The following is a 15608-nucleotide window of genomic DNA, read 5'->3' as shown; positions in this document are numbered from 1 at the left end:
AGGCAATCAATCACGATCAACGCTCTTAGCCAAAACCATGTGCTATAAAGCTCAACATTCACACTCATTCATTTCTTGCATATGCTATTAACTAAGCTTATAAATAGCATATGCCATTTAGGAGCATATATGCCCAGACCCAAAATACCGCGCAACATTTGTGGTCGCCCTGCCGACTCTTGCTTTAAGCCCAACGGCATCCCAATGAGCCAACTGGTGCAGGTCGCCTTGGCCGCCGATGAATATGAAGCGCTTCGATTAGTTGATTTGGAAGGTCAGCAACAACAGCAAGCCGCGGTGGCAATGGGTGTATCACGGCAGACCCTAGCAAATGTATTAAAACGGGCTCGCTTTAAAGTGGCAGACTGTCTTACTCATGGTAAGGCATTGATGATGCAGAATTAATCGCTAGCGCTGGTTGTTGCAGGGGATCGGCAAGGCGGAGTTAATTCATTCACTGTTGAAAGGAATAGATTCATGATTACCGCTATCCCAATGAATAACCAAGACATTGCACAACACTTTAGCAAAGCACTTAGCCTCGCATTCTTCGACGAGCGAGGTAACGAAATACACCGAGAGCCCAACCCAGCATTAGATAAAAGCTGTGCCGGCAAAGCTGCCATGTTGAATGTGATGGTGGCGCAAAAGGCGGAGCGCGTATTAGTCCGCCATATTGGCGAAAAGATGCTCGCTCGCTTACTCAATCACTCGCTGAATGTTTTTCAAATGAAGCGCGGACGCCATTCCCACCACCACATACCAAACATTCCACCAAAGCACTTAGTGGCACTGACCGATGCAACGCAAGGCTCGCCATCCATCAACAACCGCAATAAACAGGCTGAGGGTGGTCAATGTTGCGAGCAACATCAAGCGTCCGATGCGACTCATCATACCCACGGAAAATGCTGCAACAGCCAACAACAATCGTCATCTCATGGTGGCCATCAGCGCCGTTGCTGCCATTAATCCAGTAGTAACGAATGAGTACCGCGGGGCATTGCTAGCCGAAAATTTTTCCTGATGGTCGCCATCCTGACCACCTAGCTTCATCTGACTCGGCAAAGGCAACACGGTGTGCCACCAAACCACGTGGCTGATGTGGCTATTCAGCGGCCTGTGGTGCCTCCCTTTATTCGATCATCGATATCGATGCTTAGTGCTCAAGCCCAACCCGACGCTAGCAGTTTTAAAAAACCGCTTTTGTACCGCTTGAGCTCTATTCGACAACAACAAGGAATTTACTGTGTCTTTGCCTCATCGTTCACCGGTACCAGCCATCGCGGCGGCTGACGTCCATCCCCATTGTTTTGCCTGCAGCGACCTTCCGAGCGGCCTTGGTTTAACGTTTGACTCAGTGGCTTCGAATCCAGAGGTTTCGAATAAGGTAGTCGCGCGTTTTTTTACTCATGATTTGTTTCAAGGTTACCCGCAACGACTGCATGGTGGGATCACCTGCACCCTACTCGATGCAGCCATGACACATTGTTTGTTCACCGCGGGCATTGCCGCGCTAACGGCCGATTTAAATGTGCGATTCATGGCGCCGGTTCCGCTTAACGAACACGTTGAGATTGAAGCGCAGTTGCTCACCACCAAACGGGGCGTTTATCAGCTGGAAGCAAAACTTTGGCGAAATAAGCAGTGCTTGGCGAAAGCCACGGGGAAATTCTTACGCTCGAAAAGCCCATAACCCCATTAAAAACAGCATTTTCAATGAAATCTAAAAAGTATTTCTCTTTTGTTCGCCATTGCCGCCCTCCGCATTAGCAACTAAATTGCTAAGCACTTTATTCAGTCGACCTTGTTTCGCAATCGGTAATCGTGTTTCTCTAACGTCAGAGCAACCGGAGCCTTCTCAAACAACGTCGCCATGCCGCAATTTAGACCTAAGGACTCGCTATGACTCACCCGATCATCCGTGATTTGAATACGCGCTATACCGCCAAAAAGTACGATGCCAGCAAACGTATTTCTGCCGAAGATATCAATGTCATTAAGGAAGCGCTGCGCATGTCGGCATCTTCTATTAATTCACAGCCGTGGAAATTCATTGTCATTGAGTCAGATACAGCCAAGCAGCGTTTTCACAACACCTTTGCCAACATGTATCAATTCAACCAGCCCCATGCAAAAGAAGCATCTCACACCATTCTTTTTGCTTACGATCCGGCATTTACGAAAGAAAAATACGCCAAACGTGTCGATGCAGAAGTTGAATCGGGGCATCTGCCAAAAGACATGTATGACTCAATGATGGGCGCGTACGCCTTTGCTGAATCGAATACCGATGAAACCGGCTTTAATGGCAGTTGGACCAAAGCTCAAATGTACATTGCACTTGGTAATTTACTGCACACGTTGGCACGTCTCGGTATTGATTCGACGCCGATGGAAGGTGTTGATTCAGCACTGATTGGCGACGAGTTCAAACAAGAATTAGATGGTCACGTTTGTGAGGTTGCGTTGGCAATGGGCTATCATTTGCCTACTGAAGACTACAATCATGGCTTGCCAAAGGCCCGCTTAGATTTACAAGACGTCATCACAACCCTGTAGCGGCCAATAGTTAAACCGGCACCGATCATCTCATTAATACCGTTCATAGCCACTCATACCGTTAGTCTTGTATGTGTGGCTAGTGAGTTCTTGTGCAGCAAGCTTTAAAGTTGTTCAGTCATCCGTGAATAGAACAGTTGCGTCCGGCTATCGATCTTGTTGGTGGCAGAAGAGGTGATGCTCGGCGCGAGATCTTCGTTCGTTGGTAGATAAGGCTTAAACTCCAATAGCGGATCAACGCTGTGAGCGCGGTATCCCTGCAACGGCTGCGTCGCATTTGCTTGTGTTGTCACTTGAGCAACGGATGAGATCTTAAACGAGGTTGCCATAGCGGGCACCGCGATCATCACCACAGCAGTTAAAATACCAATACTTTTCAAACTCATAGCTACATCCTTAAGCGAACTACTTCCTAAAATTGATTCGGCCTCATTTAACCACACAAACTATAGGCCTACAACTTTATGTGACACAAATCACACTTTATTCACAATTGATGACGAGAGAAATAGAGTTTCAGTTCTATTAATACGTTGCTTTAAAATCAGGCTACTCCAAGCCAAGAGTGTGTATTATTTAGTCTTTGGTCGGTCAATAGCCATGCTCTCGTTGATTGGTGTGCGCTCATTGCCCGTAGCACGCAAACGGTGTCACCTGCTGTGGCGTAATGATCGATTCAGTCATTAGGAAACGGATTTCCATGCAATGTAATATTCTTAAAAATCTATACGTGAAGTCGAATGGTGACATTCGCTGTGACGATGATTACGGTGAACGGATTTTGCTCGGCTCCATCAATCAGCTCGACAATTGTTCTGCTGACGCACTATTTACTCACCCGAACTATCAGACGATTCGACAACGTTACCAATCAAACTTGGCACCATGGCCGGGCGTGTGCGAACAGTGTGCGTTTTATCGTTCTGGGGTGATAGAAGACTCTATTTCGCGAAAAGTAATTACCAAAATTCAATTAGAACTGAGTTTGCTGTGCAGTTTACGTTGCCCCGCTTGTTCCCGATCCGAGCAAATAAAGGCTGGTAGAAAACCCTTAATCATGTCCTCGGCATCACTAAAGCGCTTTTTGATAAAACTCAACGAGGGAGGTTACTCGGTTGAGCGGTTTGAGTTGTGTGGTCAAGGCGAGCCATTAAATCACCCGGAGCCAAGTCATTTAATCCGTTTAATCAACGAAATTTTTCCAGCATCGCAAGTGTGTTTGGTGACGAATGGTAATTTTGAGGTTGATAAAGAGCTAACTGATTGCCGGCTCGACGAAATTATTGTGGCAGCCGATGGTGCTACGCAAGCATCGTATCAGCAATACAGAGTGAACGGAGATCTCAGTACTTGCATTGAGTTTTTCCGCGATGCACGGGCACTGTTCCCGCACGCCAAAATCATTTGGAAGTATGTGTTATTTGCTCACAACGACAGTGATGAGGAGTTGATACTTGCTCAGCAACTCGCCGACAGCCTTCACCTGAACGAGCTGCGGTTCATTAACACCACCTATGGGCCGGTATCCGACCGTTTTACCGTATCCAATACTAAACCGTTGCCTATTTGCTCGGATATCGTGACCGTTTTCCCCCATGCAAATGCGTTTAACACGGTCAAAATATTAATCACGCATGCACAATCACGGCAATGGCTACAAAAGCTAATGGCACGACTGGGGCCTAAATTCGTAAAAAAACTATGGCCGTCGAGTTACCATGCCATTGAAAAAGTGACCCTAGTTAAACTGCAACAAAGTTACTACTTATGTGCCGATGGCTGGGTCGCCAGCTCTCGCGACGCATCCATCAGCTACTTGGGCCAATCGAGGCAAATTCAACGCATATTTAGCCGCCGACATATTCATTGGTGGCAAACCCTGTTAAGAGTTGCGGGTGTAAAGGTGAAGCCCAAATACCAATTAACAAAGTTTAGGGAGTCGCTACCGATTAACAGTGACGTACTGCCCAATGACTTTGAGTTAATCATGACCACGAAAAGTTGGTTTTATCGCAGCCGGTTTAGGTATCGATGCAGCATGCAATAAACCAAACACAGCAGTAACCTGCGGCTCTGCCTTTCCAAAAAAGGGCGAATGCGCCAGCACTCTGACCGAGAGCTAAGCGGATGGAATCTGGCTCCTGCTGACAGCCACCAAAGCCAATATAAACACCTGAAGATCTGATGAGTCGTAAACTGAACTGTCGCTGAATCAATCGGTTAATCAGATTGAACAAAGATTAAACCCCGTCTAAGCTCTGGCTATCAGTTTGTTACCACCATGGAGCACAACATGTTAACTAAGGCACGGAATTTGGTATTGGCAGGCGCAATTGCGTTTATCTCCTTCAGCGCAACAAGCGCATCCATCACGTTAAAAGACGGTCGCGTTATTGAAGGTGAGGTCGTGTCTCAGCAAGGCGATAACCTGATTGTGAACAGCGGCGGCATTGAAGTTACTTTGCCTAAAGCACAAGTTGCCAATATTGATTTAACGGGCGGCTCAGCGCCTGCTCCTCAAGCAGCGGCTCCGGCCCCTCAAGCGGCAGCTCCAGCCCCTCAAGCAGCGGCACCGCAAGCCAGTTCACAACCCGCAGTGGTCAACGCAGGTACCCCCTTTACCGTTCGCACCACTCAGAAGCTCTCGACTCGCGGTAATGGTCAGGGCCAACGCTTCACCGGCGTACTTGAGGCGGACATGGTGGCAGCCAACGGGTCCGTCATTGCACCGCGTGGCACCCAAGTATATGGCCGGATCACCAGCTCGCAGAGCTCTGGTCGCATGACAGGCACCGCAGGCATGAGCTTAGAGATCACTGAAATCATGATTAATAATCAGATGAAGGCGGTGGTCACTAACACCCTAAATGCAAGCTCGGGGCAAAATGAAACAGGTAAGACGCTCGGTCGTACCGCTCGTACAGCTGCGATTGGAGGCTTGATTGATGGCAGTAGCGGCGCTAAAACCGGTGCTAAAGTCGGTTTAGGCGCATCCATTCTGACGCGCGGCAATGACGTGGAAATTCCGAACGGCACCTTGCTCGACTTCCAATTACGAGCACCGTTCCAAGGCTTGTAATTAATCTTCCGTTAACTGCCGTACCACCCTTAGGGTTGGTTCGGCAGCCGTTTCTGGCGACACCGCCCAATACCAGCAATAGCACATGGCCCAATACAAGCGCTCGGCAATCGAGATCGTTTCATCGGGTACTGTGGCCCCGTATTGTTGTTCAGCAGCACTTTTTAACGCCGGCCAATCGGCGGAAGGCAAGAGTTCACTCAGCTTCAAACTCGCCAGTTCGAGCGGCAACTCACTTAACACTAAGTATTCAAAATCCACTAAGTAAGCTGTTTGCTTGGTCAGCAATAAGTTTCCTCGATGCCAATCTAAAAAAGACGGCACTTGCGGCCAGCATTGGTTATCAAGTTCGCTGACCGCTTGTTTGCCAATTGCCACCACCCGCTGCCATTCGTCAGATTTTGGCCCCAGAGTAGCTGAGAATTGCCGCTCGGCTTGATGAATGTAATGGGTCAATCGGTCCGCTTGCTTCATGGCAAAGTGCACGGGCAAATCACCCACTCGTTCAATTAACGAGGTTAACTGCGCAAGTGTAAGGCTGGCAGAGGTATCGTCCTCAACATACTCGCTAAAAAAGAAACGTTGCTGATCATCAAGATAGGTGAGTTTAGGAGTAAGTCCCTGCTGACTCGCCTCAGCTTGCACCTTCAATTCATGCGGTCGATTAAGCCAAGGCTTGCGCGCTGCCTGATAAATTCGCAAAAAATAACTGGTGCCAGCTGCATCACGGACATGAAAGCTGTCGTGGCTTAAGCCCGTTTCGATGGCTGACCATTGGATAGGGCCTGCTAGCCCCGCCGCCGCCGCACACTGCGCCGGCGTCAATGGTTGGCTGATATCAGCGGTTAATTGTTGGCGACTCAAAGGCGGCTTAAGCTCCTTGTTCGGCATACAATGACGTCTCGTCAACAGGCTTTAGTAACCGGCTACGCCATAACCAATAACTAACAGCGGCTAGCACCACGTAGCCAACAAACAGCACGCTGGTGAGCACGAAGCCTTTTTCTATGTAGAGATAAATCGAAGCAATATCGATCACGACCCAATACAACCAATTTTCCAACACTTTAAATGCCAACATGAAGGTAGCGACAATCGCAAAGCAGGTGGTTGCAGCGTCTAGATAAGGCAGCGCCGCATGGGTGTAATTTGCCATCAGATAGCCCGCGGTAACGGCAGTTACTGCAGTTAACCCAATGACCAGTCCATGTCGTCGCCATGGCCAACGATGAACAGCAACTCCTTGCTGCTGTGGGCCGCCGCCCCAACGCCATTGCCAATAGCCATATAGCGCCATCACCATATAAAACACGTTGAGCGCCGACTCCATCAACAATGACACATGCCAAAACAAGATGGTGTAAATCAGCGTACTGAAGAATGCGGCCGGCCAGCACCAAAGGCTCGCCCTCATGGCAAACAACAGATAAGCGATGGCAAGTACAACCGCCACCGCTTCCCATCCGGTCATTGCCGATAATTCGCCAATAACAGTGCTAATCGTATCGGCCATTAGCGGTCAGACTTACCAAAGTTGTCTTGGTAATCCAATTCCCGCTCGCCCGGCAAGAACTTACACACAAACACGGCTTGACCAAACGCTTCATGCGCCGCCTTCATCTCTGTGCTGAGCATCGCCATCACATCATCATGTGGGCCACAAATTTGTGTCGCCAAGGCATTGGTGGTGCGTTTGATGTTGGGATAACTGGCAAGCCGTTCAATAAACCAGCTGATCGGCGTAAGGTAGTCATCCTTCAGCGGGTACATTGAAATATCAACGGTTAACATACCCAACTCCTAGTCCAGATCTACGGTTAACGTCAAACCAATTTGACGCGGATCGCCGTAGCGGATGTATTGTTTAGCGGCCCAGTCCTGATCAGGCTCATTTCCAAAGTAAAAGCCTCGTACGCCGTATTCTTCATCCGTCAGGTTACGCCCCCAAATGGCTACGCTCCAGTGCTCCGTTTCATAACCCGCGCGCGCGTTAAATAGGATGTAGTCATCGCTTTTTGAATTATGGGAGTCAGAATAATAAAACTCGCCTTTACCATTGGCATTGGCGTTAATGAACCAGCCCTGCGGTAGCAAATAGGTTGCCCCTAAACTGTACGTGGTACTTGGTGCATGAGCCAAGTCGCGGCCACTGAGATCAATGGTTTCATCTTCATCTGCTTGGTATTCATAGTCATCATACTCAGCATCAAGCAAGCCTAAGCTACCATAAACGATGAGTTCATCCGTTGCTTGCCAGTTGAGGTCCCACTCCAAACCATAACTGGTCGAGCTGGTGGCATTGGTGGTAAATAGCCAGAAATCACCTGAGCCAACTTCTTGTCGCGAACCTTCTACTTGCTGATCTTGGCGATCCATGTAAAACACCGCCACGTTGCTGATCAGCGCATTATTTAATAACAAGCTTTTTAAGCCAATTTCGTAGTTGTAGAGGGTTTCTTTGTCGAACTCTTTTTCTTCAGCAAGATCGTCAGGCAAGGCCATATTAAAGCCACCCGCTTTATAACCGCGAGCCGCTTTGAGGTAGCCTTGGTGCTCAGCATTGAACGCCTTGTGCAAGGCAATGTGACCGCCCCACATGGTTTCTGACGGATCAAAGTCTTCGCCCGCCGAATCACTGTAGTCCGCGTCACGGTATTCAATTCGTGCCCCAACCGACAAGCTGTAGCCATCGCTAAGTTCACTGTCGAGCTGGCCGAATAAGGCTAAGTTTGTGGCTTCATATTCAGAATCAAACAATTCTCGCCAAGCCCCATAACCGTTGTAGGCCTGATCCACAGTCAAATCGTTCGACTCATCGAGGTTCATTGCATACATGCCCACCAGCCAGTGGCTGCTGTCGTTAAAAATTCGACCTTGCTCAGTCGAGCTTAACCGCACTTCTTGAGTCCAAGTTTCACGATTACCTTTTTTGTCCCACCAGTAATCATAGATACAAGGCTCGGAATCAACGACATTCCAAGCATCATCGTAAATTGCGCACTCTTTGCTAGCCCAATAGTCAGGATTAGCCCAATCACCATCATATGCATGGCGATGATCACTATCGGCATAACTGGTAATGCTGGTGACATCAAAGGACGTCGCATGGCGGAACGTCATTTTCAGGGAAGCGGCATTGGTCGTTTGAGAATCTTCACCCGGCTTATCAGACAAGGTGTCAAAGCCATTATTGTCGAGTGTCCAAGCGTCGTAGCCGTTGTCAAAATCGGCTCGCAACACAGTCAGGTCAATCGTGGTGTTTTCATTGGTTAGCCAACGAAATTTAGCGCGCGCCGTTAATTCGTCGCGTTCGTTGGTGTCGTCTTTGCCAAGGTATTTGTTATCACGATAGCCGTTTTGCTGTTGCTGCTGCACCGCCACACGGTACTGTAGCGAACCACTGTCGTTAATCGCGCCTGAGCTATAGCCGGCAAATTCACGTAAGTCATCGTCTCCAACTGACAACTTCATGCCATGTTCGGCCACATCCGTTGGGTCTTTCGTTTTAATGTAGATAAGACCGGCCAACGCATTGGCTCCGTACTTGGTGCCTTGAGGGCCGCGTAGGACTTCCACCTGCTCAACATCGAACATGCTGGCTGTCATACCCAAGCCCGACAAATCGATGTCATCAACAATAAAGCCAACCGACGAGTTAGGCGCGCCTTGATATTCGGCCTGCTCACCAACACCACGTATTTGGAAATAACGAGGTCGAGAAGTACCACCAGCCCAGTTGAGGTTAGCGATGCTATTCAGTACATCTTCAAAATGGTTGGCGCCTTCATCTTCCAATTGCATCGCATCAATCACACTAATGCTGCCCGGCAATTGCTCAATCGCACTACCACGGAAGTCAGAGTGCACCACAATGTGCTCGGCGGTTTGTTGTTGATCAGCTTGAACGGGCAGGCTTAACGCTGCGGTTACAGCAAGCACCAAGTGCTTGGTTTTGAGTTGTTGGCTTAGGTGTGTCATAGGATCTCATTATAATTTTGGAGATCCAGTCGGTAGTTTGCACGCCAGCGGTTTTAGCCGTCATAGCGTTGATGAGAAAGTGCGCGACAACAATGTCAAATTCACAGCCATTCCTCCGCCGGTACCAACCGGATCAGGTTCGAAGGGTTCATCTTTTGATGTCTCAGTTGGCTGATTTAATCCATTAAATCATCGCAACGCCCCTTGGCTTCAGCACAAATCGAATCGGAAGCGCATGCCTCGCCGCTCGAATTTGCTGATGGCGGAAGTATACCTGCTCTGTTAATGAGATTCACTTGCTTTAACTTCTGAGTAACAAAGATGACCTGCGAATTTGAGCCGTAAGGTTGGCAAGACTTCCCCTTTTTATAATTTGAGCGTACACTTGTTCGCTCAAATTAGAGAGGCCGCTATGTCGTATGCTCCGTCTTATTCTGCCACCGAAGAGTGGCTCAACAGCCTGACCCATTTAATTGGTTTCGGCCTGAGTATTGCTGCGTTGGTTTTAATGCTCATGGTCTCCATTGAGCAACAAGATACTTGGCGGATCGTTGCCAGCAGCATTTACGGTGCATCGCTAATCTTGCTATTCGGCGCTTCCTCTTGCTATCACGCGGCGCCCTGGCCGCGGCTCAAAAAACATCTAAAAGCACTGGATCATTGTGCAATTTATATTTTAATCGCCGGCTCTTACACCCCGTTCATGTTGGTCAGTATTCGCGACTCCATGGGCTGGTGGGTATTTAGTATTGTCTGGGCCATGGCAGCAATTGGTATCACCTTAAAATTAGGCTGGCCCCACCGATTTAAAGCGTTACGGGTGATTAGCTATTTGGTGATGGGCTGGCTCGTCGTTGTGGCACTCAATCCGTTATCAGCGGCGATTGGCGACGCAGGAATGTGGTGGCTGTCAGCAGGCGGGCTTTGCTATAGCGTTGGCGTGGTATTTTATCTGATGAAGAAGCTGCCGTTTACCCACGCCATTTGGCATGTTTTTGTAGTCGCTGGCGGTATTTGCCACTTCTTTGCGGTGTGGTGGCATGTGTTACCACCCATTGAATTTGGCTTGTTGGCGAATCAATGAGTCGGTTGAAGGGCGGTTAGCCGACCATCGAATAAATGAGTTGCAACACCAATGAAATCCCCACAAGTGGCAAAATCCATTTGCTGAGAGATTGCATTTGCGACATCGAGCGTTCTTTGCCAACTCGCTCAGTCAACTTGACCACCACAAATAAGCATATCGCCAGAACGGCTAAGATTTTCAGTAATGCCATCAGCTGTTCCTTTGGTTGTCTAACGTTACCAGCATAAACCGTACGTTCAGTCGGTCAGCCAAGGCATGTCCGGTAGTAGCGCTAAATTAGCACTGTACCTCGCCAAATTGAATGATTCACCTTGCTCTGCAATTGCTGAGAGTTCTAAGGTCAGAGCACACGCAATCAATTCCAACGCCTCTTCTTTATCATGGCCTGTCATCATCAATCGCATTTGGGTTTCTTTAACGACCAGAGGTTCACCATCCGCTAATTGGTTTTCAACCACTTGAAGTACATCGTCACCAGAAAATTGTTCTGTCACCGTACTGCCTGTAAATGTCTTGAATTAATGCTGCAAGTCTGCGCTTTTTGTCTACCAAATACCACCTTATTCATATGGTTTAAAGCACCAAGATTATGCAACTTGAGCGATTGATGACTTTTCTAATATATGCACTTAACACTCGCACCAAGTTAGTGCCACCACGCATTGTTGTATTGCAAATGCAACTTATAGCGCATTCATCAAAATCGAACATAAAAACAATAAGCGACTGTTTTATATAAACTTAATTGCATCACCAGATCCATGGCACAGACCCTGCATTAACAAGATCATAACAAAAAACACCAGACCGAGAACATCATGACCGACGTTGCCCTAGCCAAAGCAGCGCCTTTAGCGACTCGAAAAGATTCCCTTGCGGATTCAAAAGAGCCGGTTGGAACTTATGATCCAACCGAGGCTCAACTTGCGCGTCGTGTTCTGATTATTGGTGCCGGCCCCGCCGGTGTTCGGTTTGCACATGAGTTGCTCAAACGTGAACCCAATGCCGAGGTCACCCTATTCGGCAACGAACCTTACGCCCCCTACAATCGCGTGCTGCTATCAGCACTTCTGGCCGGTGATGCCAGCTATCACGATATTCAAACTGCATTGCCGGATGAGCAAAAGCACCCCGGCTTTCGTCAGCTCGTAGCCACAATTACTCATATTGACCACGAACAAAAAGTCGTCACCGACAATCAGGGCATCCGCTATAACTATGATCAGCTGGTATTGGCGACCGGCTCGCGCCCGCACGTGCCAAACATTCCGGGCGTTCAACAAACCGGTGTGTATACCTTTCGCAACCTAAAAGATACCGAAGCCTTGTCCGCGCGCGCTTCGCGCTGCCGACACGTTGTTGTGGTAGGCGGCGGTCTACTCGGTTTAGAAGCTGCGCGCGGCATGCTCAAATTCAATACCAAGGTCACCTTGGTACAACAAGCTACTCGCTTGATGAATCGCCAGCTTGATGACGATGCCGCTAGCCGTTTGCGCCAAAAAGTAGAAGCGCTCGGCATTGAAGTGGTTACAGAGTCCGGTGTGCGTGAAGTGCTCGGCGAACAAGGCCGGGTGACTGGCGTAACAACCCGCAGTGGCGACCATATTGAATGCGATACCGTATTGCTGTGCACCGGCGTGTCACCCAATACGCGGCTGGCTTTATACGCCAACATCAAAGTTGCACGCGCCATTGTGGTCAATGATCAGTTACAAACCAGCGTTGCCGATGTGTATGCCATTGGTGAATGCAGCGAACACCAAGGCCAGGTTTATGGTCTGGTCAACCCTGGATTCGAGCAAGCCGCCATTGCCGCAGATGTTATTTGTGGCGGCGCATCGGCTTATCTGGGTTCGCTGGAAGTGTCGCGACTGAAAGTGGTTGGCGAGCAAGTTTGTTCGATGGGCGAGGTTGCAGAGTTGCCTAGTCGGCCGTTTCAATCAGAGTTGGTTTATCGCAACAAATCGCAAGGAATTTACCGCAAGATTGTCATCTACAAAGGCAAACTCATCGGTGCGGTCGGCATTGGCGAATGGCCAGAAGCACGCCGAATCCAAGAAGCATTCAAGCAGCAGCGCAGCATCTCAAAATGGCAACAAATGTGGTTTCGTCTCGGTGGCAAGTTGTGGTCTGACGATAGCGAGGGCGACATAAAAGCATGGCCAGCCGACGCGGTTGTTTGTCAGTGCAACAACATTAACCAAGGACAACTGCTTGAAGCCATTGCCGAAGGCGCTGGCTCGGTTACAGAACTACAGCAAGCCACATCGGCCGGCACGGTTTGTGGCTCGTGTAAGCCGCTGTTAACACAGCTTATTGGCAGCGCCGAACCGGCAGCCAAAGAAACCGGTTGGCTAACGATGTTAACCATGTCGTTAGTCGCCGTATTGGTGGTATGCGCCATGGCATTTACCCCAGCATTAAGTGTGGCCGACTCGGTACTTGAACGCGGCTGGTTTGAAGGGATTTGGAACGATAAATTCTGGAAGCAAGTTACCGGATTCACCTTACTTGGCCTGACTGTCATCGGTCTTGTCATGTCGTTACGCAAGCGTCTCGGCTGGACCAAACTCGGCAATTTTGGTTATTGGCGTGTTCTACACGGCGTGCTGGGCGCTGCCTGTGCTGGCATGCTCATCGTCCATACCGGCTTTCATCTGGGGGCCAATTTAAATCAATTACTGATGTTCAATTTTCTTGCGGTATTGGTGCTTGGCGCCAGCGCCGGCGCCGTGGTGGCGTTCAGCCACAAGTTTAATCCGATGAAAACCACAGCGATTCGTAAGTTTTGGACTTGGCTTCACACCCTAGTAGCTTGGCCTCTGCCGATCTTGCTGAGTATTCATATTTTAACGGTGTATTACTTCTGATGAGCATGAAAAAGTTGTTGTGGCCAATTTGGATCCTGCTCACCCTAGCGATTGGTGGCTACTACGCCTTTGTAATTTTTGCCAGCGACGATAAAGCCGAGCTGCTGATTGGCGAAGCAACCCATGGTCATTACCAAATTGAGATGGCCTGCGACAGCTGCCACACCGAAGCGTTTGGCGGCACCGAAATTCTGCAAAATGCCTGTACCAGCTGCCATGCCGACGAATTAGAAGACGCCCACGACTCCCATCCTAAAAAGAAATTTACTGATCCGCGCGAAGCCTATCGTTTAGAAATAATCGACGCGCGCTATTGTGTCAGCTGCCATACAGAGCATCAGGCCGAACAAACTCGCGCCATGGGCGTGACCTTACCTGACGATTATTGCTGGCACTGCCACCAAGAAGTAGGTGAAGAACGCGAAAGCCATAAAGATTTGCCATTCGATAGCTGCGCCTCAGCGGGCTGCCATAACTTCCACGACAACCGTGCTTTGTTCGAAGATTTTCTGGTCAACAACGCCAATCAACCTTGGCTATTAGAGGAAAATGGCGTATCACCGTCGCTCGATATTCGTAATGCCGCCAAACTTTACGCCAATCGAGAAGTGGCCATTGATCCGCAACAAGATGCGCAGTACATGGCCAACCATCCAACCGAAACCGAACATTGGCAAGATACCGCCCATGCCAATGCAGGTATTAGCTGTACCGGCTGCCATGCACCGACCGGCGAAGCGCAAACGCCAACAGATGAAAACTGGATTACCAAGCCTGGTATTGAAGTTTGCGCGTCATGCCACCAGCCGGAATTTGATGGTTTTAGTTCGGGTAAACACGGCATGCGATTAGCTGCTGGCGCTCTGTCTGCAGACGGTACAGCCGCCGCTATTAGCCCAGCGGACGTTCAGTCGCACTTAGATTTTGACCCAAACAACCTGCATTTACAGCAAGGCTGTAATTCGTGCCACCAGCCACACCAATATGACACCACATTCGCGGCCACCGAAGCATGCTTAACCTGTCACCAAGATGAGCACTCGCTCGCCTTTGAAGGCTCCCCACATGGCGAACTTTGGCAACAAGCACAAGCGGGCGATATCGCCGTTGAACAAGCCGTTAGCTGTGCGAGTTGTCACATGCCTCGAGTCGCCAAGAAAAAGCGTGGCGAGCAAGTGGTCAGCGTGCAGCACAACCAAAACTATTACCTAAGACCGAACGAGAAAATGATTCGTCCGGTGTGCATGCAATGTCACTCATTAGAGTTTTCCATTGATGCATTGGCAGACCCCGATTTAATCAGAACGAATTTCGCTGATAAACCTGGCATCCACATAAAATCCATCGACTGGGCACTAAAGAGAGCAAATCAATAACAGCCAATACAACCAGTCATTTTAATTTAATTACGTATGTTCAAAAGGGCAGAGAGATGATCAAAAAAGTAATCGCAACAGTAGCATTAGCTGCAACCGCCGCTACCTTGATCGGCTGTGGTGAAGAAAAAGAAGCAGGCATCGATCCGAAAATCTACACCGATTCCTTGTTCGCAGTGATGAAAGCCGACCGTACCAATTACACCAAGCTTATTATTAAGCGCTTAGGTCCAGCCGGTGCTGGCGCCATTAAGCCAGATGAGCACTGGAAAGAATATGAAAATGGTGCCTTGTTGCCAGCACAGATGTTCCGCGCGGGTGCCGAAGCCGTTGCCGAAATGACCGATGATTTCACTTATTCACTGCAATCGATTTGGCCAATTAACAGCCAAAACGCACCGAAATCGCCAGTAGAGAAAGAAGGTCTGGAGTTTATTTCTGCTAACCCAGGAGAGAACTTCTATGGCAAAGAAACCTTAGGTGATGTCACTTATTTCACCGCGGTTTATCCAGACGTTGCGGTATCCGACGCCTGTACTTCCTGCCACAACGAACACAAAGATTCACCACGTACCGATTTTAAAGTGGGAGAAGTGATGGGTGGCGTTGTGATTCGCGTGCCGCTTTAACGTCAGGCAAAACGCTTAGGCAAACAA

The 15608-nt window shown here is 49.1% G+C and carries 17 protein-coding genes and 1 riboswitch; of the genes, 10 read left to right on the top strand and 7 right to left on the bottom strand.

Annotation, left to right across the window (positions count from 1 at the left end; genetic code table 11):
• Positions 1–129 precede the first annotated feature (129 nt).
• From K0504_RS16025 to K0504_RS16010, 4 genes are all read left to right on the top strand, one after another.
• Positions 130–405, top strand: coding sequence for a DUF134 domain-containing protein (locus K0504_RS16025; protein WP_220105168.1), 276 nt, complete (start codon positions 130–132; stop codon positions 403–405).
• Positions 406–477: 72 nt separating this feature from the next.
• Complete coding sequence (locus K0504_RS16020; protein WP_220105167.1) at positions 478–972, top strand: NifB/NifX family molybdenum-iron cluster-binding protein; 495 nt, start codon at positions 478–480, stop codon at positions 970–972.
• A gap of 277 nt (positions 973–1249) precedes the next feature.
• Positions 1250–1696, top strand: coding sequence for a PaaI family thioesterase (locus K0504_RS16015; RefSeq protein ID WP_220105166.1), 447 nt, complete (start codon positions 1250–1252; stop codon positions 1694–1696).
• A 209-nt stretch (positions 1697–1905) separates the two neighbouring features.
• Positions 1906–2562 (top strand): nitroreductase family protein, encoded by a 657-nt coding sequence (locus K0504_RS16010; protein ID WP_220105165.1) that lies wholly within the window; start codon positions 1906–1908, stop codon positions 2560–2562.
• A 104-nt stretch (positions 2563–2666) separates the two neighbouring features.
• On the opposite strand, the gene K0504_RS16005 is transcribed toward K0504_RS16010, so the two are convergent.
• Positions 2667–2948 (bottom strand): hypothetical protein, encoded by a 282-nt coding sequence (locus tag K0504_RS16005; protein WP_220105164.1) that lies wholly within the window; start codon positions 2946–2948, stop codon positions 2667–2669.
• 314 nt (positions 2949–3262) lie between these two features.
• On the opposite strand from K0504_RS16005, the gene K0504_RS16000 reads away from it, so the two are divergent.
• The gene (locus K0504_RS16000; protein WP_220105163.1) at positions 3263–4609 is read left to right on the top strand and encodes a radical SAM protein; all 1347 of its coding nucleotides are present in this window, start codon (positions 3263–3265) and stop codon (positions 4607–4609) included.
• 246 nt (positions 4610–4855) lie between these two features.
• Positions 4856–5641 carry a hypothetical protein gene (locus K0504_RS15995; protein WP_220105162.1) on the top strand — a complete coding sequence of 262 codons (786 nt, stop codon included), beginning with the start codon at positions 4856–4858 and terminating at the stop codon, positions 5639–5641.
• Here K0504_RS15995 and K0504_RS15990 read toward each other — a convergent pair whose 3' ends face one another.
• The 4 genes from K0504_RS15990 to K0504_RS15975 are packed head-to-tail and all read right to left on the bottom strand — an operon-like array spanning position 5642 to position 9619.
• The gene (locus tag K0504_RS15990) at positions 5642–6505 is read right to left on the bottom strand and encodes a phosphotransferase (RefSeq protein WP_220105161.1); all 864 of its coding nucleotides are present in this window, start codon (positions 6503–6505) and stop codon (positions 5642–5644) included.
• A gap of 7 nt (positions 6506–6512) precedes the next feature.
• Positions 6513–7154 (bottom strand): nicotinamide riboside transporter PnuC, encoded by a 642-nt coding sequence (gene pnuC, locus K0504_RS15985; protein ID WP_220105160.1) that lies wholly within the window; start codon positions 7152–7154, stop codon positions 6513–6515.
• Positions 7154–7432 carry a hypothetical protein gene (locus K0504_RS15980; RefSeq protein WP_220105159.1) on the bottom strand — a complete coding sequence of 93 codons (279 nt, stop codon included), beginning with the start codon at positions 7430–7432 and terminating at the stop codon, positions 7154–7156. The genes pnuC and K0504_RS15980 overlap by 1 nt, the downstream gene beginning before the upstream one ends.
• Positions 7433–7441: 9 nt before the next feature.
• On the bottom strand, positions 7442–9619 hold the full coding sequence (locus tag K0504_RS15975; protein WP_220105158.1) for a TonB-dependent receptor: 2178 nt from the start codon (positions 9617–9619) through the stop codon (positions 7442–7444).
• 93 nt (positions 9620–9712) lie between these two features.
• Positions 9713–9834: riboswitch (TPP riboswitch) on the bottom strand.
• Positions 9835–10031: 197 nt separating this feature from the next.
• On the opposite strand from K0504_RS15975, the gene trhA reads away from it, so the two are divergent.
• Entirely contained in the window at positions 10032–10703 is a 672-nt protein-coding gene (gene trhA / locus K0504_RS15970) for a PAQR family membrane homeostasis protein TrhA (RefSeq protein ID WP_220105157.1), read from the top strand.
• Between the two features lie 16 nt (positions 10704–10719).
• Here the strand turns inward: trhA and K0504_RS15965 are convergent, their stop codons facing one another.
• The gene (locus tag K0504_RS15965; RefSeq protein ID WP_220105156.1) at positions 10720–10896 is read right to left on the bottom strand and encodes a hypothetical protein; all 177 of its coding nucleotides are present in this window, start codon (positions 10894–10896) and stop codon (positions 10720–10722) included.
• Positions 10897–10942: 46 nt separating this feature from the next.
• Positions 10943–11200: a hypothetical protein gene (locus K0504_RS15960; protein WP_220105155.1), complete on the bottom strand. Its 258-nt coding sequence runs from the start codon at positions 11198–11200 to the stop codon at positions 10943–10945.
• A gap of 324 nt (positions 11201–11524) precedes the next feature.
• Between K0504_RS15960 and K0504_RS15955 the strand changes: the two genes are divergently transcribed.
• Genes K0504_RS15955 through K0504_RS15945 form a run of 3 tightly spaced genes read left to right on the top strand, consistent with a single transcriptional unit; the run spans position 11525 to position 15581 of the window.
• Positions 11525–13576 carry an FAD-dependent oxidoreductase gene (locus tag K0504_RS15955; protein ID WP_220105154.1) on the top strand — a complete coding sequence of 684 codons (2052 nt, stop codon included), beginning with the start codon at positions 11525–11527 and terminating at the stop codon, positions 13574–13576.
• Complete coding sequence (locus K0504_RS15950; protein WP_225918189.1) at positions 13576–14952, top strand: cytochrome c3 family protein; 1377 nt, start codon at positions 13576–13578, stop codon at positions 14950–14952. The genes K0504_RS15955 and K0504_RS15950 overlap by 1 nt, the downstream gene beginning before the upstream one ends.
• A 56-nt stretch (positions 14953–15008) precedes the next feature.
• Positions 15009–15581 carry a Tll0287-like domain-containing protein gene (locus tag K0504_RS15945; RefSeq protein WP_220105153.1) on the top strand — a complete coding sequence of 191 codons (573 nt, stop codon included), beginning with the start codon at positions 15009–15011 and terminating at the stop codon, positions 15579–15581.
• Positions 15582–15608 lie beyond the last annotated feature (27 nt).

It is taken from the genome of Neiella holothuriorum (genome assembly GCF_019457915.1).
GTDB classification, from domain to species: Bacteria; Pseudomonadota; Gammaproteobacteria; order Enterobacterales; family Neiellaceae; genus Neiella; species Neiella holothuriorum.
Note: the sequence above shows the minus strand (reverse complement) of the source record. Positions and strands in the feature narration are given on the sequence as shown.

What these genes read in the sequence shown, in the direction of transcription:
- K0504_RS15965 (WP_220105156.1), bottom strand. Translation starts at nt 10,896, where the DNA reads ATGGCATTACTGAAAATCTTAGCCGTTCTGGCGATATGCTTATTTGTG.
- pnuC (WP_220105160.1), bottom strand. Translation starts at nt 7,154, where the DNA reads ATGGCCGATACGATTAGCACTGTTATTGGCGAATTATCGGCAATGACC.
- K0504_RS15955 (WP_220105154.1), top strand. Translation starts at nt 11,525, where the DNA reads ATGACCGACGTTGCCCTAGCCAAAGCAGCGCCTTTAGCGACTCGAAAA.
- K0504_RS15995 (WP_220105162.1), top strand. Translation starts at nt 4,856, where the DNA reads ATGTTAACTAAGGCACGGAATTTGGTATTGGCAGGCGCAATTGCGTTT.
- K0504_RS15975 (WP_220105158.1), bottom strand. Translation starts at nt 9,619, where the DNA reads ATGACACACCTAAGCCAACAACTCAAAACCAAGCACTTGGTGCTTGCT.
- trhA (WP_220105157.1), top strand. Translation starts at nt 10,032, where the DNA reads ATGTCGTATGCTCCGTCTTATTCTGCCACCGAAGAGTGGCTCAACAGC.
- K0504_RS16005 (WP_220105164.1), bottom strand. Translation starts at nt 2,948, where the DNA reads ATGAGTTTGAAAAGTATTGGTATTTTAACTGCTGTGGTGATGATCGCG.
- K0504_RS15980 (WP_220105159.1), bottom strand. Translation starts at nt 7,432, where the DNA reads ATGTTAACCGTTGATATTTCAATGTACCCGCTGAAGGATGACTACCTT.
- K0504_RS15945 (WP_220105153.1), top strand. Translation starts at nt 15,009, where the DNA reads ATGATCAAAAAAGTAATCGCAACAGTAGCATTAGCTGCAACCGCCGCT.
- K0504_RS16025 (WP_220105168.1), top strand. Translation starts at nt 130, where the DNA reads ATGCCCAGACCCAAAATACCGCGCAACATTTGTGGTCGCCCTGCCGAC.
- K0504_RS16010 (WP_220105165.1), top strand. Translation starts at nt 1,906, where the DNA reads ATGACTCACCCGATCATCCGTGATTTGAATACGCGCTATACCGCCAAA.
- K0504_RS15950 (WP_225918189.1), top strand. Translation starts at nt 13,576, where the DNA reads ATGAGCATGAAAAAGTTGTTGTGGCCAATTTGGATCCTGCTCACCCTA.
- K0504_RS16000 (WP_220105163.1), top strand. Translation starts at nt 3,263, where the DNA reads ATGCAATGTAATATTCTTAAAAATCTATACGTGAAGTCGAATGGTGAC.
- K0504_RS16020 (WP_220105167.1), top strand. Translation starts at nt 478, where the DNA reads ATGATTACCGCTATCCCAATGAATAACCAAGACATTGCACAACACTTT.